Source organism: Breznakia pachnodae, assembly GCF_030814225.1.
Taxonomy (GTDB): domain Bacteria; phylum Bacillota_I; class Bacilli_A; order Erysipelotrichales; family Erysipelotrichaceae; genus Breznakia; species Breznakia pachnodae.
The window spans coordinates 266,729-288,971 of sequence record NZ_JAUSUR010000001.1 but is presented as its reverse complement, the minus strand read 5'-3'; the positions used below and the strand labels follow the sequence as shown (position 1 = coordinate 288,971).

The 22,243-nt window shown below is 33.0% G+C and carries 15 protein-coding genes; 11 read left to right on the top strand and 4 right to left on the bottom strand.

The genetic code is table 11. The features are described 5' to 3' along the window. The first annotated feature begins 1 nt into the window (after position 1). The 6 genes from J2S15_RS01455 to J2S15_RS01430 all read left to right on the top strand — a co-directional run bounded on the left by J2S15_RS01455 (position 2) and on the right by J2S15_RS01430 (position 11,551). Positions 2-859: a Cof-type HAD-IIB family hydrolase gene (locus J2S15_RS01455; RefSeq protein WP_307404768.1), complete on the top strand. Its 858-nt coding sequence runs from the start codon at positions 2-4 to the stop codon at positions 857-859. Between the two features lie 167 nt (positions 860-1,026). Then, the gene (gene licT, locus J2S15_RS01450) at positions 1,027-1,860 is read left to right on the top strand and encodes a BglG family transcription antiterminator LicT (RefSeq protein WP_307404766.1); all 834 of its coding nucleotides are present in this window, start codon (positions 1,027-1,029) and stop codon (positions 1,858-1,860) included. 99 nt (positions 1,861-1,959) lie between these two features. Continuing rightward, entirely contained in the window at positions 1,960-3,783 is a 1,824-nt protein-coding gene (locus tag J2S15_RS01445; protein WP_307404764.1) for a glucose PTS transporter subunit IIA, read from the top strand. Then, positions 3,784-5,229, top strand: a complete 1,446-nt coding sequence (locus J2S15_RS01440; RefSeq protein ID WP_307404762.1) for a glycoside hydrolase family 1 protein — start codon at positions 3,784-3,786, stop codon at positions 5,227-5,229. A 203-nt stretch (positions 5,230-5,432) separates the two neighbouring features. Beyond that, positions 5,433-6,761 (top strand): RNA polymerase sigma factor, encoded by a 1,329-nt coding sequence (locus tag J2S15_RS01435; RefSeq protein WP_307404760.1) that lies wholly within the window; start codon positions 5,433-5,435, stop codon positions 6,759-6,761. Positions 6,762-6,790: 29 nt separating this feature from the next. Further along, positions 6,791-11,551, top strand: a complete 4,761-nt coding sequence (locus J2S15_RS01430; protein WP_307404757.1) for a Spy0128 family protein — start codon at positions 6,791-6,793, stop codon at positions 11,549-11,551. A 40-nt stretch (positions 11,552-11,591) separates the two neighbouring features. On the opposite strand, the gene J2S15_RS01425 is transcribed toward J2S15_RS01430, so the two are convergent. Then, positions 11,592-12,485: a class I SAM-dependent methyltransferase gene (locus J2S15_RS01425; protein ID WP_307404755.1), complete on the bottom strand. Its 894-nt coding sequence runs from the start codon at positions 12,483-12,485 to the stop codon at positions 11,592-11,594. A 101-nt stretch (positions 12,486-12,586) separates the two neighbouring features. Between J2S15_RS01425 and J2S15_RS01420 the strand changes: the two genes are divergently transcribed. Further along, positions 12,587-13,225, top strand: coding sequence for a ferrichrome ABC transporter substrate-binding protein (locus J2S15_RS01420; protein WP_307404754.1), 639 nt, complete (start codon positions 12,587-12,589; stop codon positions 13,223-13,225). A gap of 28 nt (positions 13,226-13,253) precedes the next feature. Here the strand turns inward: J2S15_RS01420 and J2S15_RS01415 are convergent, their stop codons facing one another. Together J2S15_RS01415 and J2S15_RS01410 are read right to left on the bottom strand one after the other, a co-directional pair. Then, complete coding sequence (locus J2S15_RS01415) at positions 13,254-14,108, bottom strand: aldo/keto reductase (RefSeq protein ID WP_307404752.1); 855 nt, start codon at positions 14,106-14,108, stop codon at positions 13,254-13,256. A 12-nt stretch (positions 14,109-14,120) separates the two neighbouring features. Next, a complete protein-coding gene (locus J2S15_RS01410; RefSeq protein WP_307404750.1) occupies positions 14,121-14,633 on the bottom strand; it encodes a nitroreductase family protein in 513 nt (170 codons plus the stop codon). Positions 14,634-14,738: 105 nt separating this feature from the next. Here J2S15_RS01410 and J2S15_RS01405 point away from each other — a divergent pair, with 105 nt between their 5' ends. The 4 genes from J2S15_RS01405 (at position 14,739) to J2S15_RS01390 (ending at position 20,653) form a co-directional block, all read left to right on the top strand. Next, positions 14,739-16,988, top strand: coding sequence for a U32 family peptidase (locus tag J2S15_RS01405; protein ID WP_307404748.1), 2,250 nt, complete (start codon positions 14,739-14,741; stop codon positions 16,986-16,988). Positions 16,989-17,162: 174 nt separating this feature from the next. Then, complete coding sequence (locus J2S15_RS01400; protein WP_307404746.1) at positions 17,163-17,831, top strand: ankyrin repeat domain-containing protein; 669 nt, start codon at positions 17,163-17,165, stop codon at positions 17,829-17,831. Positions 17,832-17,841: 10 nt separating this feature from the next. Then, positions 17,842-19,926, top strand: a complete 2,085-nt coding sequence (locus J2S15_RS01395) for an elongation factor G (protein ID WP_307404744.1) — start codon at positions 17,842-17,844, stop codon at positions 19,924-19,926. 88 nt (positions 19,927-20,014) lie between these two features. Next, entirely contained in the window at positions 20,015-20,653 is a 639-nt protein-coding gene (locus J2S15_RS01390) for a hypothetical protein (protein ID WP_307404742.1), read from the top strand. Positions 20,654-20,862: 209 nt separating this feature from the next. Here the strand turns inward: J2S15_RS01390 and J2S15_RS01385 are convergent, their stop codons facing one another. Then, positions 20,863-22,158 carry an MFS transporter gene (locus J2S15_RS01385; RefSeq protein ID WP_307404741.1) on the bottom strand — a complete coding sequence of 432 codons (1,296 nt, stop codon included), beginning with the start codon at positions 22,156-22,158 and terminating at the stop codon, positions 20,863-20,865. Positions 22,159-22,243: the final 85 nt, after the last annotated feature.

Below are 22,243 nucleotides of genomic sequence, written 5' to 3'. Positions count from 1 at the left end.
TTTGATTCGTTTATTTGTAAGTGATTTGGATGGTACATTGTTGAATGATCAGCACGTATTATCAGATGAGAATAGAAAAGCAGTACAGTTGTTGAGATCAAAAGGAATCTCATTTATGCCAGCAAGTGGAAGAGATTATCATGGCGTGCAGATGGCTATTGAAGAGTCTTATCTGCAACCAAAAGCTATTTGTTTGAATGGTGCTGAGTTTTATGATAATGATGGAAAACTATTAATTTCGAATCCATTATCAAAAGATAGTGTTGCTGCTGTTCAAGCAGTAATTGATAAGTATGAACTTGATGCAGATTACTATACTTCTTTAGGTAGATGTATTTTATATGGTGGTGATGATTTGAAAACTCATCTGATTGAGCGAATAAAAAAAGCAGCACCAAAAGAAATGCGTGAAGATCCACTTCGCTTCATGGAAAGAATCAAATTTTTTGATACACTAATTGTTGAGAAAACAATAGAAGGAATTTTAGAGAGAACAATTTTAAAAATTGAAACTCGTTTTGATGATTTAGAGTTAAGAGAACAAGTATTACAAGAATTAGAGACAATAGAAGGTATTATTACAACATCTTCTAGTCTTCATAACTTAGAAATCAATTCAATTGAAGCAACCAAAGGTCATATGATTGAACAAGTATGTGAAACCTATGGCTATAAAAAAGAAGAAGTTATTGTTATTGGTGATGGAATGAATGATATTCCAATGCTTGAAAGGTTTCCTAATTCTTATGCAATGGGACAAGCACCACAGGCAGTGAAAGATGTTGCAAAGTTTGAAACTGATTCAAATGCAAATGATGGAGTTGCAAAATTGATTTATAAAATCCTAGCAGAGATGTAAATTGCATAATTTCGATTTATCGTTGACATCAAATATTTCTTTTGCTATCCTATAAGTGTAAAGGAACAATAAATATATTTAGTTTAGGATTGTTACTGAAAAGGCGATACCTGGATGGCAGATAGTTTTATCTGTATCCAGGTATTTTTTGTCAGAAAGGAGGAGATATGAAGATTTATAAGAAATACAACAACAATGTTGTCCAGACGTATGATGATGATTTAAAAGAAGTCATTGTCATAGGATCAGGAATCGCATACAACAAAAACCCGGGAAGTTGGATCGATGAAAAACAGATAGAAAAAAGATTTGTATTACAAGATACTTATCAACAAGAAATGATATCTAGATTGTTGAGGGAAATTCCAGTTGAACATTTTGAAGTATCTGAGAAAATCATCTCCTTCGCTGAAGAATATTTAAACACTGTATTAAATGAAAGTATTCACGTAACGCTAGCAGATCATATTTCATTTACACTTACACGATTAGAGAATGGATATTCAGTTAACAATCCACTATTATGGGATATCAAGAATCTATATGAAAAAGAGTTTGTAGTTGGTTTATATGCTCTTGATTTAATTGAAAAGAGATTACATATTCGTTTACCAGAAGATGAAGCAGGCTTTGTTGTCATTCATGTAATTGACGCAAAGTTAAATCAGCAGAATCTTGCAGTTTCTAATATTATGAAAATCACAGGTCAGATTATGAAGATTGTGAAGTATCAATTAAAGTTAGATTTACAAGAAGATTCATTGATTTACAATCGGTTCCTTACACATCTGAAGTTCTTTGCTCAACGTATATTGAAAGACGAACATGTGAATTTCGGGGATGAAGATATTATGAAAAGTTTTATTAAAAATTATCCAGAAGCATTTGAAGGTGCTCAATACATAGCACAGTTTGTTGAGGATAATTATGAATACAAAGTAAATGATGAAGAAAAATTATACTTAGCAGTTCATATACAAAGATTAATTAGAAATGACTAATAGTTAAATAAATAGAGTTGTTACTGAAAAGGCAAAGTCTATGTGCAAAACTTATTGCAAGTTTTGACATAGACTTTTTTTAAAAGAAAGGAGCATATTATGAATTATAAAAATATGGCGAAAGCAATTGTAGAAGCAGTTGGAGGAGACAAGAATATTAAGAGCGTTGTACATTGTGCAACTAGATTAAGATTTGAATTATTTGACAATAAGTTAGCAGATGAAAAGAAATTAGAAGAAATTGAAGGAGTACAAGGTGTTGTATTTCGTACTAGCCAGTTGCAATTAATCATTGGACAAGGTGCAGTAGATGAATGCTATAAAGAAGTAAATGAATTAATTTCTTTAAAAGAACATTCTAATGGAACTAAATCCAAGAGAGAATTCAATATACGTTCATTATTGGATATATTTCTAGATACGATTTCATCTATCTTTGCACCAATTATTCCAGCAATCGTTGGTTCAGGGATGATTATGGGAGTTCTATACTCATTACAAGTACTGGAATGGGTAGATCCAGCATCGGGAATTTTCCAATTATTAAATGTATTTAGTAATGCAGCATTTTATTTCTTACCAATGTATCTAGCATTTAGTTCTGGTAAGCGATTTGGATGTAATCCATATGTGGCGGCAGTATTAGGTGCTATTCTGATCCACCCTACATTTATTGGGATGGTGTCAGCAGGAACACCAATTATTGATTTAGGTTTATTTGAAATTACATTACAAAACTATTCAAGTTCAGTAGTTCCAATTATAATTTCAGTTTACTTTATGTCATTGATTGAAAAGGGATTAAAGAGAATTGTTCCTAAAATGGTAGATATTATTGTTACACCAACATTGTCATTACTAATAGGTGGAGTAGTTGCACTATGGATTTTAGGGCCTCTGGGACAATTTGCAGGTAATTTCGTTGCCGAAGGATTCGTTTGGATTTATAACCAGTTTGGAGTATTAGGTGGACTCTTCTATGGATTGACTTATCCATTCATTCTTGCGACAGGGATGCAAGTTGCGTTTACTCCAATTGTTGTAATGAACTTAGAATCATTAGGTTATGACTTCATGTATCCATTCAGTGCTGCTTCAAATGCTGCAATGGCAGCTGCAGCATTATATGTATTTTTTAAAACGAGAGATCAAGATTTAAAATCAATTGCTGGTTCAACAGGAATATCTGGGCTTATTGGAGTGACAGAGCCAGTATTATTTGGATTAGTTTTGAAGTTTAAAAAAGTATTATTTGCAGTTATGGCAGGTGGAGCAGCAGGTGGTGCTATTATGGGATTGTTTAGCGTAACTTATGGAGGGTTTGGATTTGTACCATTTGGAACAATCATATTAGCCTTTGGACCAACCTTTGTTTATTACATGCTAGGTGTATCAGTCTCAATGATTGTAACTGTAGTAATTTTACACTTCACAGGATATACAACAAAATTAAGTGGGGAATACATATTAAATAGTCCAGTTAAAGGTAATGTGATTTCCCTGTCACAAGTGAATGATCCAACCTTTGCTCAAGGATATTTAGGAAATGGTATAGCTGTTATTCCAGAAGATAATATTATCTATGCTCCTTGTAACGGAAAGATAGTATCACTGTATCATACGAAACATGCAATTGGAATTTTATCAGATGACAATGTGGAAATATTAATTCATATTGGAATAGATACGGTGAAAATGGATGGTGAAGGATTTATTAGTTTTGTAAATGAAGGTGACTATATAGAAGCTAGTGATAAACTTGTTGAGTTTGATACACAATTAATCAAAGAAAAAGGATTTGATCCAACTGTGTGTATGGTAATTACAGATAGTAAGAATTATACATTTCAGTTTTCAAAGACAGATGGAACAACTGATAATAAAGATAATTTAGTTTATTTATCAACAAAGGAGAATGCATAAATGAAGAAAACTACAAAGTTTCCAGATGGATTTTACTGGGGTGGTGCAACTGCGGCAAATCAAGTTGAAGGGGCATGGGAAGTCGGTGGCAAGGGAATCAGTGTTTCTGATGTAATTACTGTAGGTACTCATCAAAACCCAAGGAGAGTATCCTTAGATATGAGTGAGCAGTTATACTATCCCTCTCATAAAGCATCAGAACATTATGATCATTATAAAGAGGATATTGCATTGTTTGCTGAAATGGGATTCAAAATGTACCGTTTCTCTATTTCTTGGGTAAGAATATTTCCTAATGGAGATGAAGAAAAACCTAACGAAGAAGGACTCTTGTTTTATGATAAAATATTTGAAGAATTAAAAAAATACAATATCGAACCACTAGTTACAATTTCACATAACGAGTTACCCTTACATTTAGCTAAGAAGTTTAATGGATGGGCATCACGTAAAATGATAGATTGTTTCATGAAGTTATGTAATGTTCTTTTTGAAAGATATAAAGATTATGTAACTTACTGGATTCCGTTTAACGAAATAAATAATCTGTCACTTCCAATAAGTGGGTTTGTTCAAGGTGGTATCATTGCGGATGATATGAAGACGTTTGGTGGTGGAACAGATAATGCACAATTGCGATTTCAGGCATTACACCATGTACTTGTCGCAGGCGCAAAAGCAGTGCAACTAGGTAAGAGCATCAATCCAAATTTTCAATTTGGTTCTATGACCTGTCACATTACACTATATCCTCTAACATGTAAGCCAGAAGATATCGTACTTACCCAACAAGAAGATTTACTAAGAAACTGCTTTTGTTCAGATGTACAGTTAAAAGGAGAGTATCCATATTTTCAAGAAAAATATTATCAAGACAATGGAATTATAATAGATATTACAGAAGAAGACAAAAAACTGTTAAAAGAAAACTTACATGATTTCTATGCATTCAGTTACTATATGTCTGTATGTCGTAGTTCTGATCCTGATGCTGATCAGACATCAGGAAACATTATGGGGGGAGCACGCAATCCATATTTAGAAGAAAGTGAATGGGATTGGCAAATAGATCCGGTTGGATTACGATATACCCTTAATAAAGTGTATGATCGTTATCGGGTACCTGTAATGATTACTGAAAATGGATTAGGTGCTACTGATAAATTTGAAAATGGTATTATTCATGATCCGTATCGCATTGATTATTTACGTACGCATATTGAGCAAATGAAGGAAGCAATTAATGATGGGGTGGAGTTGATTGCATATACTCCTTGGGGTTGTATCGATTTAGTTAGTGTATCTACTGGAGAAATGAAAAAGCGTTATGGATTCATCTATGTGGATGCTGATGATAACGGTGAAGGAACTTTTAACCGTTATCGAAAAGATAGTTTTAACTGGTACAAAAAAGTAATTCAAAGTAATGGTGAAGACTTAAATTAATAAAAGAAATATGGTTGATAAATATCAATCATATTTTTTTTGTTTTTTTAGTGAAAAAAGTGAGACTTTTAGTGAAACTTACCGTCATATGTATGAGTTCGTTTAATCAAATGACAATTTTTATAAAATATAAGCAAAAATGTGAACGCTTTATGAAAGATTTACGACTAATAAATGTATGAGATTAGAAAGAAGGGCGAAAGATGACTGAGGAGAAGATATATAGTCTTGTTTCAATTGAGACTATAGAGAAAGCAAAAAAGAAAGATACCGATGCTTTTACCGAAATATACAAAGCTTATTATAGTAAAATCTATTTTATTTCAAAACACTTTTTTAAAGATGACCATATTGCTTATGACATTGTGCAGGAGGTGTTTATTAAAGTCTATAACAAATTAAATGGATTAAACGATTCAAAATTTTTCCATGCATGGATTCAAAGAGTTGCTTATAACGAATGTTTGAATCTTGCACGAAAAGAGAAGAAATACATAATCTTGGATGATGATAATACATTTGATGATTACAAAGATGAGAAGCAAGCCGATGTCTCTAAAATTATTGAAGACAAACGCATTATGTCAGCAATTATGGATTCACTTGATGGAATGAGCATTCCTCTGAAAAGTGTTGGTGTTTTACGTTATTACGAAGGACTTCCATTAGATGAAATTTCCGTTGTTTTAGAAATTCCAAGAGGAACAGTAAGTTCAAGGCTGAATAAAATCAAAAAAGCATTAAAAAGCGACTTGCAAAGACAAGGAATAACGCCAAAAAATTATGGTGTTCTATTGTTTACACCTGGGGTTCTTCAAAGCGCGTACAATACATTAAATGATATATGCACAAATGGAATAAAAGAAGATCCTGAGTTATTACAGAAGATTATTGGTGGAACTGCTGCCGCAACTGGTATAGCACTAAAAACAAAACTTGCGATAGGAGCAGCAGTAGCGGTAGCGTTAATTGGTGGATATGGAATTATTAACAATAATACACCTGAAGAAAAGGAAATAATTGAAGTTACACCAGCTATTGCACCAGAAGAGGAAAAAGTGGTTGAGAAAGAAGAAGATTTAGCAACAATTACAAATGTATCATTTGATGATACATGGACAAATCAAAACGTAGGTGTTGATGTACAAACAAGTAATGATAATTATGATCATATATTAATTGATGGAGTTCAGACAACAGAAGTAAGTGATAATGGAACACATATTGCTCAGTTGCAGAAGGATGACAAGATTATTGATGAGTATGAGTTTACAATTACTAATATTGATCGAGATAGTCCAGATGGATATTCTACAAAAGAAGAATTTCAATTCACATTACATTTGTATGATGACTTATCAAATATCAATCCACAAGCGATTGTACATTATCGAAATGGCAATGTAGCACATGAATATTACTTTGACGAAACAACAAACACCATATCAATATATAGTCCAGTAGGAGTGCATGATTTATTTTATATTTATGATTATGCAGGAAATGAACTTCAAGTGGAGATAGAAAAATAAGTATGAAATTTTACATTAAGGAGGGCACAATGAAGAAGATTTCAAAAATAATATTTGCTACTATTATGTTAGTCTCAACATTTATAGGTAGTAATACAGGAATAAACATTCACGCAAAAGAAATTGAGTGGATTAACCAAATAGAAATAACAAAAGAGGATGGGAGCGTTCCAGAGAAGTTTCAACAAGATGAAAATGTAAAAGTAAACTTTAACTGGAACTTTGATAATAAGAATGACTTTGAAGGAGAGAAAACTTTATACTTTCCAACTGAACTTAATATTCTAACTAGCGAAGAAATATCGTTAACTAATATTAATGGTAGTGAAGTTGGTAAAGTAGTTATAGATAAAGATAACCATAGTTTATCATTTAAGTTGGATGATAATGCAGAAAGTTATACAAACTTAAATGGTACTTTATCAATTGATGTAAAACTAGATGCTAAAGAAAGTGCAGAGTTATATTTTTATGATCATAATAATGCCGAATTCACAAAGTATCTTCAGATGGAAGAAGTAGTTAATGATAGTACAAATAACATTCAACCGCTTTATGTTGGTGGAACACCTAATCAGAATGTGTCTGGAAAGTTTGAAATAGATAAATTAACTTTATCTGTTGCTTCGTATCACGGAGGACCAAAGACTTCAATTTATGAAGAAGTTGGAGGAGTTAGTTCAGGAGTACAGCCAGCGCTTGATTTACAAACATATGGATCACCAACATTTTACTTTGATATGAGTTGGTCACTTATAAACTCTGCTGATATAGGTTTCGAAAAGGGAGATTTCATTAACTTTGATATTTGTACTATTAAAGGTCCAGATAGTGTTGTAAGTGGAATGAGTTTTGGTGAAAAAATACTCTATGGTGATGATGGTAAAAAATTAGCTGTTGGAACCGTAGAAAAACAAAAAATTAAGGATGGAGAATATAAGTTAGTTTATGTTATTACATTTGATCCGGACATTACAATAGATTTACCAAGTCTAACTGATATTAAAGGAACGATGGATGGATTTGCAACTATGTCAGGCACAAAAGCAGGAGAATCAATTATTATTAATCGTGGTGAAGATACAGTAGCGGAAATAGAAAGAGTAGATCCTCCTGTTGGGAATAAACCAGGCATTGGTACGGAAATTAAACCTAGTGGAAAAAGTTTTAGCATCTATAACGATGATAATAAGTTAATTGATTGGAAAGTACTGATTAATGATTATGCTTCAACCCAATTTTCTATATCTAAACCTTACACATATAAAGATTTAATTTTTGAAGAGTATGTAGATTATCATCAGACATTTAATGCTTATCCAGAAGCATCATGGAGAGTTAATGGAGTAGCGGTACAGTTTGGAGTACCGATATATTTGCATAATAATACAACAAACCGTACATTCCAATCAAATTTAACTACAATGAGTGGTGAAAGTTATATTAATATAGGTTCTGGTAATGCAGCACAGAACAGGGGATTTACTTTTATTGATCCTGGAACTACATCAGCATCAATGGCTGCTGCTGAAGCAAGTGTTCGTTCTACAGGAAAAACGTGGACTATTATATTAGAAGATGATGGTTCAGGTAATGAACGAGAAAGGCTAATTGCGAACTTTGGTTCACCATCGAGTGGTAATTATGTAAAATATGGTGATGTATATGACTTAGAAAAAATACAGGATGAAATTGATGCAATCAAATTAAATGCAGATTATATGATTCAACAAGGAATTGATAATAATGCAGATGAAGGTGATGAATTAATAGATAGCAATAACTTAAAATTAAAACTTTCTGAATGGAGAGAATTGAGTCAAGCATGTATTGATTCAAAAGTATATTATCAAACAAATCCACCAGTATTCACTTATAATGGCTATGTTACAACAAGAGTAAAAGTTGATCAAAATGAAACTGGAACTGTAGAAAAAGTAACAAATGGTTTTAGAGTAAGTGGAGGATGGTCTACTGAAGAATATAGTGCTGAAGCATTAAATGGATGGAGTGGTACAATTAGTGGTAAACCAACTAACGGAGATGCGGTTATTTATAAAGCGGATAGTACTTATGGAAATTCAGAGAACAAAGACGATGATACTGCAATAAATGGATATTTAGAGAATGTAAGCTTTGAAGTATATAAAGTTGGTGGAACAACACCATTAAAATTTGATTATACAGATGGAAAATATGTATTCAGTAACACTGGAGCAACTGAAACATTAACTACAGGAAGTGGTACTGGTCGCTTTGTTATTAATAAATTAGCTCCAGGTAATTACTATTTAAAAGAAGTAGTATCACCAAGTGGGTTTTATAGTGGACAAAATGAACGAATTGAATTTAGTGTAGCGGATGACAAAATTACTTATAAACTAATTAATAATGAACCTAGAGGAGTGGAACTTAAAAAAGTTGATGAAACAACATTGGATGCTCTTTCAGGTGCGGTGTTTGAGTTATATAAGTATGATACAGATATTAATAATGCAACAAAAGTAACAGGATTTACAAAAACGCTTATTAGTGGTGAGGATTGGTATGTACATGATGACACTGGTAGTGATTCGCTAACTGTAGGAAGTATTTTATTATCAAAAGGTAAACTAAAGGTATTACGCTTAGATGCAGGAAATTATTACTTTAAAGAAGTTACCCCTCCAAATGGATACGTGTTGTCAGACACCAAATATACATTTACATTAGGAGATGGTTTACCAGCTTCGTCACCAACGATTGTTGATGTTGGAAATATAACAAATAAATTATACACAGCAGATGGTGATATAACATTTAATGCTACGAAAACGATGAGTGGAAGAGATTTTAAGCTAGGTGATGAATTTACTTTTGAGTTGTATCAAGTAAATGGTTCAACTGAAACGTTGATTGAAAGTAAGAAAATTACTCCAACAAGTGGGACATCTGCATCCATTGCATTTAAAAAGTTGGACTATACATTAATTGATAAAAACCAAACATATACCTACAGAATTAAAGAAAAGCAAGAAAATACAATCAGTGGGGTAACTTATTCTACGAAAGTATATGAAGGTGAATATAAGGTTACAGATAATGGCAATGGAACTCTTTCTGTTACAAAACAATCAGGACATGATTTAACCTCTGGTACAGTTGTTAATTTTGTTAATACTTATGCTGCAACTGGAGATATTACATTTAATGCTACGAAAACGATGAGTGGAAGAGATTTTAAGTTTGGTGATACATTTACTTTTGAGTTATATCAATTTGATGGTGTAAATGAAACATTGATTGATTCAAAAACAATTGCACCATCAAGTGGAACATCAGCATCTATTGTATTCAAAAAATTAGATTACACATTAACTGATAAAAACCAAACATATACATATAGAATAAAGGAAAAACAAGAGAATACAATCAGTGGTGTAACTTATTCAACAAAGGTATATGAGGGTGTATATAAAGTTACAGATAATGGTGATGGAACCCTTTTGGTTACAAAAGAATCAGGACATGATTTAACCTCTGGTACAATTGTTAATTTTATAAACACTTACAGTGCTACAGGTGACATTACATTCAATGCAACGAAAACAATGAATGGAAGAAACTTTCAATCAGGAGATACATTTACTTTTGAATTATACAAAGTAGTAGGGTCAACTGTAACGAAAATTGATTCAAAGACAATTACTCCAACAAGTGGAACTACTGCACCAATCGTGTTTGATAAAATAAACTATACATTAGCAGATAAAGATCAAACATATACATATAAGATTGTTGAGAAAAAAGAGAATATAAATGGTATAACATATTCAACAGCTGAATATAAAGCAGATTATAAGATAACAGATACTGGGAATGGAACTCTTTCAATTACAAGGGATTCAGGTCATGACCTAACATCGGCAACAGTTGTTGATTTCACTAATATTTATGGTTCCGATGGAAACATAGCATTCAACGCATCAAAGACAATGAGTGGAAGAGATTTCAAAAAAAATGATACATTTACATTTGAATTATATAGAGTAGACAGTGGGTCAGATGTATTGATAGATTCAAAAACTATTACTCCTACATCAGGCACAAAAGATATAATAACATTCAACACTCTTAACTATGGTTTGAGTGACAAAGATCAAACGTACACATATAAGATAGTTGAGAAAGTAGGTAATATTACTGGAATTACTTATTCAACAAAAGTATATACAGGAACTTATAAGATAAGTGATAATGGTGATGGAACCCTTGATGTAACAAATGTAGCAGGAGATGATTTAACATCTGCATCCATTGTTGAGTTTGTGAATGTATATGAAGAAACAAAAGTAACAGGAGATGTAGAACTGATAAAACTAGATGCACAAACAAAAACAGCATTATCGGGTGCAACATTTAGTTTGCATCGCTCAGATGATACTTTAATAAAAGAAGGATTAGTGAGTGATGAGAATGGAAAAGTTATCTATACTGGGCTGGAAGTAGGAACTTATTACTTCAAAGAAACAAAAGCACCAACAGGTTATGTTTTAAATAGCCAAAAAATTACTTTTGAAATTAGAGATAATCAAAAATCTGTAATTACATTGAGTTTCGAAAATGATAAAATTCCTGATAAACCATCAATTGATACGCCTACAAGAGATAAGAATGTAACATTCCGACCAAGCAAAGCACCAAGAACTGGTGATACAACAAATAGCAACTATTTTATGTTCCTATTATTGTTGAGTGGTGTATTTGTAACCTATGGATTTAAAAAGAATATGTATAAAAATAATAAGTAAAAGAAAGGATGATTTCAATTAAGAAATCATCCTCTTTTGCTTATAATATAGTATCGTTTGTTCTTTCCCATCTTCCATAAATCCCACAAGGAAGAATCGTTTTACTAAGGGTAATTGGTAATCCAATTTCTCCACATGATAAGATACCTTCATTAAATCGTTTTAACACAGTAGCATGAAGTACATTGTGTAGTACAGTTGCACTAAATCCTGTTGTATAGGAGTTCACAAGGAAGAATAAGGCATCATCATCTAGAATTTCCAGACATGCCTGAATCAGTGGATATAGTTGTTCTTCTATTTTCCAAATTTCTCCATTAGGTCCACGGCCATAACTTGGTGGATCCATAATAATTGCATGATATGTACGGCCTCTACGTTTTTCACGTTGTACAAACTTCATAACATCATCCACAATAAATCTGATTTTCTTATGTGAAAGATTTGAAAGTTTCATATTATCTTTGGCCCACTGTACCATTCCTTTACTTGCGTCTACGTGAACTACTTCTTCAGCACCAGCGCTGGCACAGGCAAGAGTCGCACCACCAGTATAGGCAAATAGATTCAATACACGAATCTCTTCCAGATTGCTGTTTTTGATTTTGTTCATCATATAATCCCAGTTTGCTGCCTGTTCTGGAAACAATCCTGTATGTTTGAATCCGGTTGGGGCAACCTTAAAGGTTAGATGTTTATATTGAATAGTCCATTCACTAGGGATTTTCTTTAAGTATTCCCATTGACCACCACCTGCTTTAGAGCGATGATAGTGAGCGTCTGGATGTTTCCATAAAGAATCCTTATTCTCTAATGGCCAAATCACCTGAGGGTCAGGACGGCGTAAAACAACGTCTTTCCAACGTTCCAGTTTCTCTCCATTACCACAATCAATACATTCATAATCTTTCCAATTTGTCGCTACTTGATTCATAAAATTCTCCTAAACTTCTACTATTATATCACAATAAAAAGATTGAAAAGAGGAAAGTTGTGTTATAATATTATTTACATGAATAACCATGGAGGATTTTTATGAAGAAACTAAGTGTTATCGTTATGGCGTCCCTGTTGTTTGTATTGGGAGCATGTGGCGGAAGTGACAGCGAAGATGAAACTAAAAAAGAAGAAACAAAAGAAGAACTAAAAGCAAATGATGTATATGAAGTTCCAGCGAATCCAACGGACTATCAATACGAATTATATAACGAACTGACAGATGCATTAAAATCTGATGATGAAGCAATTGCAAAATCAGTAGTTCAAAACTTCAGTGCAAATTTCTTTACCCTTAAGAATAAGGGAAGTGCTGAAGAAGTTGGTGGATTAACTTATCTTCCAGAAGGAAATAGAGAAGATTTCCAAGTATTTGCTATGAATTATGTATATGCAAATTATCAGACAATCATTGATGAACATGGAAAAGAGAATTTACCTGAAGTTACAAAAGTAGAAGTTAATTCAACTGAAGCTACTACAGAAGAATTTACCACATCTACTGGTAGTGAAGAAGAAGGGACTTATGAAGAAAGCACAGATGAGTATGAAGGGTTTACAATAACTGTAAACATTACATATGCTGATACTGATGTAGCAGAAGATGATTTAAAAACAACTGCAACATTCACGGTTCTTAAAATCAATGATCGCTATGAAATTATAAAAATGTCATAAAAGAAAACACCTTGCGGTGTTTTTTTTCTTAGAATGTTGCTGTGTCAGGATCGTGGTCTTGATCCAATCCTTCAAATGTAAGACCATCCATATAACTCATATCTTCATCAGATAATTCAAAATCAAAGATATCCAGGTTCATTGCGATACGTTGTGTATTAGTTGAACGTGGCAACGGCAAGTGTCCTTTTTGAATTTGCCAACGCAGGATAATTTGTGCTGTTGCTTTATTATATTTTTTACATAATACATCAAATTCAGGTTTTTCAATCAATCGTGATTGTCCTAAAGGACTGTATGATTCAATCAGCATATCATGTTCATGAGCATAGTTTACACGTTCTTCTTGTAATAATCCAGGGTGTAATTCAATTTGGTTGATAACAGGTTTCACTGTTGCTGTTTCCATAAGTGCTTCAATGTGATGCTTACGGAAATTAGAAATACCAATTGCACGAATTTTTCCTTGTTTGTTTAAGTCTTCCATTGCACGATAAGACTCTGCATTCATTTCTTTCCAGTTATCACGGAAGGCAATTGGGTTTGGCCAGTGAATCAGGAATAAATCAAGGTAATCAGTTTGCAAGTCTTTTAATGTTTGTTCTACTGCTTGAATTGTTTCATCATAACCTCTTACTTTGTTTGACAGTTTTGATGTAATAAAAATTTCATCACGTTTTACTCCACTGTTAGCAATTGCTTCACCAACGAATGCTTCATTTTGATATGCCTGAGCTGTATCAATATGACGATATCCAGCGTTTAGTGCATCTTGCACTGCAGAGATACAAGTATCTCGATCAGTGATTGTCCATGTCCCAAATCCAATACATGGGATTTCTACACCATTATTCAAGGTGTATGTGTCTGTGGGTTTTTTCATTTTTTCTTCCTCCTAAAATTTATTTTTATGAATGATTTGCGATAATTCACGACGTGGTCGTTTTTGATATTCTTCATTTGAATGTCCAAGTGGTGTTAATGCCACAATTCTAAGTTCTTCAGGTATTCCGAGTTTTTCTTTTAATGTATCTTCGGGGAATACACCAACCCAGCATGTACCAAGATTTAAGGCAGTTGCCTGTAGAATTGCATGTTCAACTGCAATTGCTGTGTCACTCATGTAATATGGTTTTTCATCTCGGTTTCCACTTCTGGTTGGATCTGCTACAAAGACTAGTAAGTGACTGGCGTTATGATATGCACTTTTACTAGGGTTGTATCTGACAATTTCACCAATTTCTTTTAATGTATCTTTATCATCAACTACTATGATATCAAAGCATTGTTTATTTTTCCATGTAGGAGCACTTTGTGCTGCCATAAGAACCTGATTCAATTCATCTTCGCTGACAATTTCGCTATTGTATTCACGAACACTGAACCGATTTTTAAAAATATCTAACATAGGTTTCCTCCTCTTATGAATATATCATATACATTATAGTACAAAAATTACTAGAAAAGTAGTAGGAGTGTGTTGGAAATAAATGGAATGTGATACAATAACCTCATGAAAAATATTGAATTGTTATCTCCAGCAGGAAAAATCGAAAGTGCATATGCTGCCATTCAAAATGGTGCTGATGCAATTTATATGAGTGGATATAAATTTGGTGCAAGAGCATATGCTGCAAATTTCTCGATGGAAGAGATAGAACACATTATTAATTATGCACATGGATATCATGTGCGTGTTTATATTACCTTAAATACATTATTGTATGAACATGAACTAGAAGAGTGTTTTGCCTATATAAAGGAATTGTATGAATTAAAGGTGGATGCATTAATTGTACAAGATTTAGGAATTATGTATTATATTCGTACTCAGTTTCCGGATTTTGAAGTACATGCCTCTACCCAGATGCATGTATATAATAAAGATGCACTATTATTTCTTGAATCACAGGGAATCAAACGTGCTGTATTAGCTCGAGAATGCTCAAAAGAGCAGATTTCTTCATTTCGTGATATTGATATTGAAAAAGAAGTATTTGTCCACGGTGCGCTTTGTATCTCGTTCTCAGGCCAGTGTTTGTTTTCAGCAATGAATAATAATCGTAGTGGAAATCGTGGAATGTGTGCACAAGGGTGTAGGTTACCATATACCTTATTAAGAGAAGATAAAGAAATCATAAAAAGTAAATATCTGTTAAGTCCAAAAGATATTAATCTTTTAGATGATGTTGAGACATTAAAGCAATTACCAATTGATTCTTTAAAAATAGAAGGAAGAATGAAAAGCAGTGAATATGTAGGAGAAGTTACATCTCTATATCGCTCATTATTGGATAATCATAGTAACAAAGTTTCGCAAGAAGAAATGAACAAGTTAAAGGTTTTATTTAATCGAGATTATACCAAAGGACATTTGTTTTCAAAGCAGGCAAAAGAATTAATGAATTATGAAAGGCCAAACCATATTGGTATTGAATTAGGTAGTGTAATTTATGTAAATAAACAACGAATCGGAATTAAACTAATACAACCACTGCATCAGCATGATGGAATAAGATTTCTAATGAAAGAAGATATTGGTTTTCAAATCAATCGTATGTATAAAGATGATCTGCTTGTAGCAAGTGCGAAAGCAGGGGAAGTTATTGAAATCGATACAAGAGACATGCCAGTAAGCAAAGGTACAAAGGTGGTTAAGACAAAAGATGTTCAGATAGAGAAAGAGATTCAACAGGAATATCAGAAACAACCACGAAAAGAATCAATCTATGGAAGAGTTATCTTAAAACTTAATGAAGTAATCCAACTGGAAGTCTGGGATGATTATGGAAACTTTGTAAATGTAAATAGTGAACAGATAGTGAGTGAAGCAACTAACCGTGCAGCACTAAGTGAAGATATCAAATCAAAACTAATGAAAACAGGAGATACCATCTATCAGTTCAAACAACTGGACATCCAATTGGATGATGGACTGTTTATTCCAATCAAAGTACTTAATGAGTTACGAAGAACTGCACTTGATTTGTTATATAAACAGGTACAGAAGCAATTTCAGCGTGATGGAGAGCTATTGTCATTGCCACCACTTAGGTTTCATGAAAGTAGTGAAACACGCCTAGAAGTAACTGTATTAAAGGAAGAACAGTTAATTGAAGCAATAAAGTACCCAGGTATTCATATTTACATTGATGACAGTAGTATCTATAAAAAATACGCTCAGTCTAAGTATGTACATTATCGTACCCCAAATGTAATTGAATCCTATCCTGAAGAAACGTCTATGGTAGGGGATATTGGTGGAATCAACAAAGGATATCATTTAGATTATTCTTTAAATGTTCATAATTCTTATGCTTTAGAATACTTACAGCACTTAAACAACAAACATATTTATCTTTCACAGGAATTAAGCCAAGAGCAAACAAAAGAACTGATTAGTGAGTATCAGACACGTAATCATACATTTGGTGATATTGGTGTAGTTTTATATGGCAAAGTCAAACTAATGAGTATGAAGTATTGTGCAGTTAATAGTTTATGTAGTGATGGTAAAAAGAAAAACTGTCAGTTATGTAAAGTAAAAGACTATTACTTGCAGGATACATTCCAGCAGAAATTCTGGTTACGTGGAGATGAGAACTGCATTATGCATATGTATCATCATAAAGTAAATGATCAGATTACAAAATTAAAAGAATATAAACAACTTCAGATAGATTTGTTTCGTTTAGATTTCACGGATGAAACACCTCAAGAAATCAGAAACTTAATTCAAAAATTCCAAAATAGTAACCAATAATACCACTTGCAACAAACAGTGGTATTATTTTGTTATATTAGATGTAAGAAAGGTGTGATGACAATGAACAACGAGGTAAGAGAAGCAGAAGGAATGGTTGTCACACAATTTTTTTGTTTGTTTCAGGAATAGCGGAGAGTGCTTCGCTATTTTTTAGTGAAAGGATGTGGAAACATGGACGAACAAATGAAGATAATGTGGGACTGTGGAGCAACAGGAGATGTTACGACATTAGTCGCACAGATGAAAAAGGGATTGGATATTAATTATCAAAACGAGGAAGGACGTACCATCTTAATGCGTGCAGCAAAACGTGATTTTAAAGATGTCGTAAGAATTCTAATTGATAATGACGCTGATGTTAATTTACGTGATCGTATTGGTAGGACTGCTCTTATGGGTGCAGCTAAAAAAGGAAACAAAACGATTGTTAAGAAATTAATGGAAGCAGGAGCAGAAATTAATATTCAGGATATTAAAGGAAGAACAGCTTTGATGCGTGCATCATTTTTAGGACATGATCGAGTTGTAAAGGAATTATTAAAAGGAGACTTAATGCTGGATCTAAAAGATGAAAAAGGAAGAACAGCACTAATGGAAGCTTGTCTTGCATATAAGCAAGATGTGATTGATTTATTATTAGTATCAAAAGCCAACGTAAATCTGGCAGATAATAATGGATGTACAGCACTGATGCGTGCTGCATACGCCGGATACGCTGGTTTAGTGGAAAAATTACTAGATTATGGAGCAGACAAAGAACTTGAAGATGAAGATGGTCGAAAAGCAATACATTATGTACGTGAGTCATTAATGGATGAGCTTGGACCATTGCTAGGATAGGAGGGTTTATATGAGAGATTATAAAGCGAGTGAAATACGTAATGTCAGCGTATTAGGACATAGTGGCTCAGGGAAAACCTCAATTCTAGAAGCAATGTTATTTTTTACCAAAGCCAGTGATCGTTTTGGCAAAACGAGTGAAGGAAGCAGTTTAATTGATTATGATAGTGAAGAAATCAAAAGAGGAATGAGTATTTATACATCAATTGTTCCAATTGAATGGCAAGATTACAAAATCAACTTTTTAGATACACCAGGATATCTTGATTATATTGGTGAACAGGAAGCAGCTGTCGAAGTTTGTGACAATGCATTAATTGTTGTAAGTGCAAAAGATAAAGTACAATCTGGAACAATCAATGCATGGGAACATGCACAGGAGAAAAAAGTACCTTCTATTTTCTTTATTAATAAACTAGATGAAGAAAATACTTCGTTTGAAGAAACTTATAATGCATTAAGAGATAGTTTTGGAAAAGCCGTTATTCCATTTGAGGTACCAGTTATTGAAAATGGTGATGTCGTTGGTTCCATTAATATCTTAAGAGATAAAGTTTGGTATTTCAAAGGTGATAAAGCAAGTAGAGAAACAGCTTATGATGTGCCAGAAGATTATCGTGATTTAGTAGACACTTATAAAGCACAAATATCAGAGGCAGTTGCCATGGGTGATGATGAACTGATGGAAAAATACTTCAGTGGTGAAGAATTCAGTGAAGCACAACTTACTAAAGGAGTAAGAATTGGTGTTCGTAATGGTGAAATTGTTCCAGTATTTAGTGGTTCAGCAAACCTTTCAGTTGGTATTGAAAGACTGATGGACTTGATTGTTAAATACTTCCCAACTTATGGAGAACATGGAACTGTTGTTGTAAATGATGCAAAAACAAAGAATACCAAAGAGTTAAGAACCGATGAAGATGAAGCAATGACAAGTCTTGTATTTAAGACAATTGTAGATCCATTTGTTGGAAAGATTTCATTCTTAAAAGTATTAAGTGGAGTATTAACAAGTGATACAACAGTTTATAATTCTAAAAAAGATGAAACTGAAAAAATTAATCAGATTTTCATTATCAAAGGTCGTCACCAGACAGCAGTTGGTAAATTATTTACAGGTGATATTGGAGCAGTTGTTAAACTGCAATATACGCAAACCAATGATACGCTTTGTGAAAAAGGACATTCGTATGCAGTAGATGGAATCAATTTCAGTAAAGGTTTATTAGGTAAATCAGTTCGTCCAAAAACAAAAAATGATGATGATAAAGTAAATGGTGCACTTCAAAAAGTATTAGAAGAAGATTGCACATGCTGGATTGATAATAATTTAGAAACAAAACAAATCGTACTATATGGAGTTGGTGAACAGCATTTAGAAGTGATTGTATCAAAAATGAAAAATAGATATAAAGTAGATGTTGATTTAAGTGATCCTAAAGTACCTTATCGTGAAACAATCAAAAAGACAGTACAGGCAGAAGGTAGACATAAGAAACAATCAGGAGGACATGGTCAGTTTGGTCATGTATTCATTGAGTTCTCACCAAATCCAGATGAAGAGGAAATGGTATTTGAACAACGCGTTGTTGGTGGAGCAGTACCAAAAGGTTACTTCCCAGCAGTAGAAGCAGGATTACGTGAATCTATGCTGGCTGGAGTTCTTGCAGGTTATAAGGTAGTAAATGTAAAAGCAACACTTTACGATGGTAAATATCATGATGTAGATTCTAGTGAGTTGGCATTTAAATTGGCAGCATCACTAGCATATAAAGAGGGAATGCCTAAGGCAAATCCAATTTTATTAGAACCAATCGTAAATCTTAAGATTGTTGTACCTGACGAATATACAGGAACGATTATTGGAGAAATCAATAAACGTCGTGGAATGATTATTGGAATGGATATGGAGCATGACAAACAGGTGATTTCTGCTTCAGCACCACTTGCTGAAATGCTGGATTTCCCAACAAACTTAAGAGCAATTACTCAGGGAAGGGGCTTCTATACACAAGAGTTTGATCGTTATGATGAAGTACCACCACAACTGAAAGATTCTATAATTGCACAATTAAAGGAGGATAAAGAGGCATAAAATGCCTCTTTTTGTGTTTATTGTGAAATTGTTGTTGTAAAAGAAGGTTTTAGTTTGTATAATTACTTTGACAAAATAGGAGATGTGTATGAGTAATAACAATTCAGATATGAGTAACAATAATTCAGAATGGACTGTAAAAGAGGACAAAGTAAAAATAGGTACGGAATGGAAAAGTGCTAAGCAATTAAAGAAAAGCTTTATACTTGAACTACTTGCAGCAATCGCTTTTGGGGTTCTATGTATTTATGCATTTACAATTAATATTTTATTAGGAGTTGTAATTTTATTTGTCACTCTGTTTTTTATTCTTACAGCAATGGGCTCAATCAGTGCTCTAAAAGCAGTTGGAGAAAAGATTGAATTTAAGCCTAGTGGTAATCTAAAAGATAAAGTACAGACAATGAAAGAAAAGATGGAACCAAAAGCAGCAATTGAAACAATTACTGTATTAGAAACAAATCTTATCAACACTGCAAATAAACAACGTCAGGCAATTATTTCAACAATTGAAAAAGAAATGATTTTATTGATCAGTGAAGACTTTACTGTAACTACCAAAGATGAAGATGTAGTAGGGGATATTTCTAAATCGGATATTGCTAAAATTAATACATTCTCATCTAAAGAAGATGATATTCAAGAGTTTAAATGTAAAGTATTAAGTATTGAAAAAAATGCCAGTGACAAACACGTTGTAAACGTAGAAATCCTAGCAATTAAGTAAAGTTCTCGTTTGAGAACTTTTTATTTTAAGATTGGTAACTTATTTTGTTAGTTACATAACATAAATACTTAAAATTTGACAAGTTTGATATAATAAAGATACAAAGTAAGGCCTAAATATCCCTTTCCTATCTTCCTGCCTTACTTTGTACCCTATAACAATAAAAGTCGTTCATTGTTTTCAATAAACTCAATGAACGACTTTTGTTTTTATTCTTCCAATTTCCATATCTCTTTATTTTTGCGAAAGATTAGACAGGTAGCGATTCCTAAAACTGCTAATACAAGAAATAATAGGGCAGCTCCTGAACCTTTCTGTGCTCCAAATATTTGTGTTAGTAAACTATTTGGTTGCTGATTCTTCATAAATGGTTCAAAGCAGTAATCTACTAGGAATCCACCTAAGAAATAACCAATAGGTATGGTGAAAAATTGAAATGCATTTCTTATTGAGAAAACTCTTCCTTGCAGATGAATTGGTATTTGTTCACGAAATATTACATTCATGTTAGCACTCATAAGTGGGATACAGATCCAGCCTATAAGAGCACCAACACTCCAAATGTAAGTCGAATTACCAAATGCTAAAAAGAAATTCTCTGTACTCATTGATATTAAAAGAGTATTACAAATAACCCTTACTCGGCTTCGTGGTTTTGGTGCAACAGTAGTAATTAAACTACCTATCAATAAAGCGACTCCGGAAACAGTCTGCACAGTACCAAGTGACACCACTCCATTACTCATCTTTGAGAGAATAAGGGCAGGAAGTGCAGCGTTGTACATAGATGCAGTAAGATTGATCATCGCCAGAAACAACATCAGATAGAAGATACCTTTCTTTTCCTTTAGAAAGTTTAAACCTAACTTTGCTGATTCTGTAAAACTGATGTTTTCTTCTTGTTCCTTTGTATCCAATTTTGGAATCTTCACAAAAAATAAAAGTGTAAGAGTAGCAATTATAAAGGTAGTTAAATCAACCATAATTACTAATTGCATACTTCCAAAACTTAATAGGGCAGCTGCCAGCATTGGTGTAATAATACTAGATAGTGAATTTGATAATGATTGTAATCCACTGGTTTTCTGGTAGTATTCCTGAGGAACCAATAAACTTATAACTACTTCAGAAACTGGGGACTGTAATGAACTCATAAAGCCATTCACTGCATTTAAACAGTATAAGTGCCAAATTTCTAAATTCCCATCACTTAATAATTTAAGTGTAATGATAGTGCAAATAGCAGCCATGCTATCACAAGTTATAAGCACTAGTATCTTATTCCATTTATCACTGATTACACCCGATATCATACTCATCAGTATATATGGTACATATGAGCAAACTGAAAGAATTGCAGTTGTTAATGCAGAACCTTCTGCCTGATATGACCATAGGATAAGTGCAAAACTTGTCATTGAACTACCAAGAGTTGACAAGAACTGGGTTGACCATAAAACTAAGTAATCTTTTAAATTAATAATATCTTTTCTAATTGTTTTCATTTTCTTTGCTCCTTTTCATTATTGAATAAAAAGCAAAGTCTAGGGACAAATTAGTAATTTGCCTCCATGCAACTTCGTCCCACTA

What these genes read in the sequence shown, in the direction of transcription:
- licT (WP_307404766.1), top strand. Translation starts at nt 1,027, where the DNA reads ATGAAGATTTATAAGAAATACAACAACAATGTTGTCCAGACGTATGAT.
- J2S15_RS01445 (WP_307404764.1), top strand. Translation starts at nt 1,960, where the DNA reads ATGAATTATAAAAATATGGCGAAAGCAATTGTAGAAGCAGTTGGAGGA.
- J2S15_RS01440 (WP_307404762.1), top strand. Translation starts at nt 3,784, where the DNA reads ATGAAGAAAACTACAAAGTTTCCAGATGGATTTTACTGGGGTGGTGCA.
- J2S15_RS01435 (WP_307404760.1), top strand. Translation starts at nt 5,433, where the DNA reads ATGACTGAGGAGAAGATATATAGTCTTGTTTCAATTGAGACTATAGAG.
- J2S15_RS01430 (WP_307404757.1), top strand. Translation starts at nt 6,791, where the DNA reads ATGAAGAAGATTTCAAAAATAATATTTGCTACTATTATGTTAGTCTCA.
- J2S15_RS01425 (WP_307404755.1), bottom strand. Translation starts at nt 12,485, where the DNA reads ATGAATCAAGTAGCGACAAATTGGAAAGATTATGAATGTATTGATTGT.
- J2S15_RS01420 (WP_307404754.1), top strand. Translation starts at nt 12,587, where the DNA reads ATGAAGAAACTAAGTGTTATCGTTATGGCGTCCCTGTTGTTTGTATTG.
- J2S15_RS01415 (WP_307404752.1), bottom strand. Translation starts at nt 14,108, where the DNA reads ATGAAAAAACCCACAGACACATACACCTTGAATAATGGTGTAGAAATC.
- J2S15_RS01410 (WP_307404750.1), bottom strand. Translation starts at nt 14,633, where the DNA reads ATGTTAGATATTTTTAAAAATCGGTTCAGTGTTCGTGAATACAATAGC.
- J2S15_RS01405 (WP_307404748.1), top strand. Translation starts at nt 14,739, where the DNA reads ATGAAAAATATTGAATTGTTATCTCCAGCAGGAAAAATCGAAAGTGCA.
- J2S15_RS01400 (WP_307404746.1), top strand. Translation starts at nt 17,163, where the DNA reads ATGGACGAACAAATGAAGATAATGTGGGACTGTGGAGCAACAGGAGAT.
- J2S15_RS01395 (WP_307404744.1), top strand. Translation starts at nt 17,842, where the DNA reads ATGAGAGATTATAAAGCGAGTGAAATACGTAATGTCAGCGTATTAGGA.
- J2S15_RS01390 (WP_307404742.1), top strand. Translation starts at nt 20,015, where the DNA reads ATGAGTAATAACAATTCAGATATGAGTAACAATAATTCAGAATGGACT.
- J2S15_RS01385 (WP_307404741.1), bottom strand. Translation starts at nt 22,158, where the DNA reads ATGAAAACAATTAGAAAAGATATTATTAATTTAAAAGATTACTTAGTT.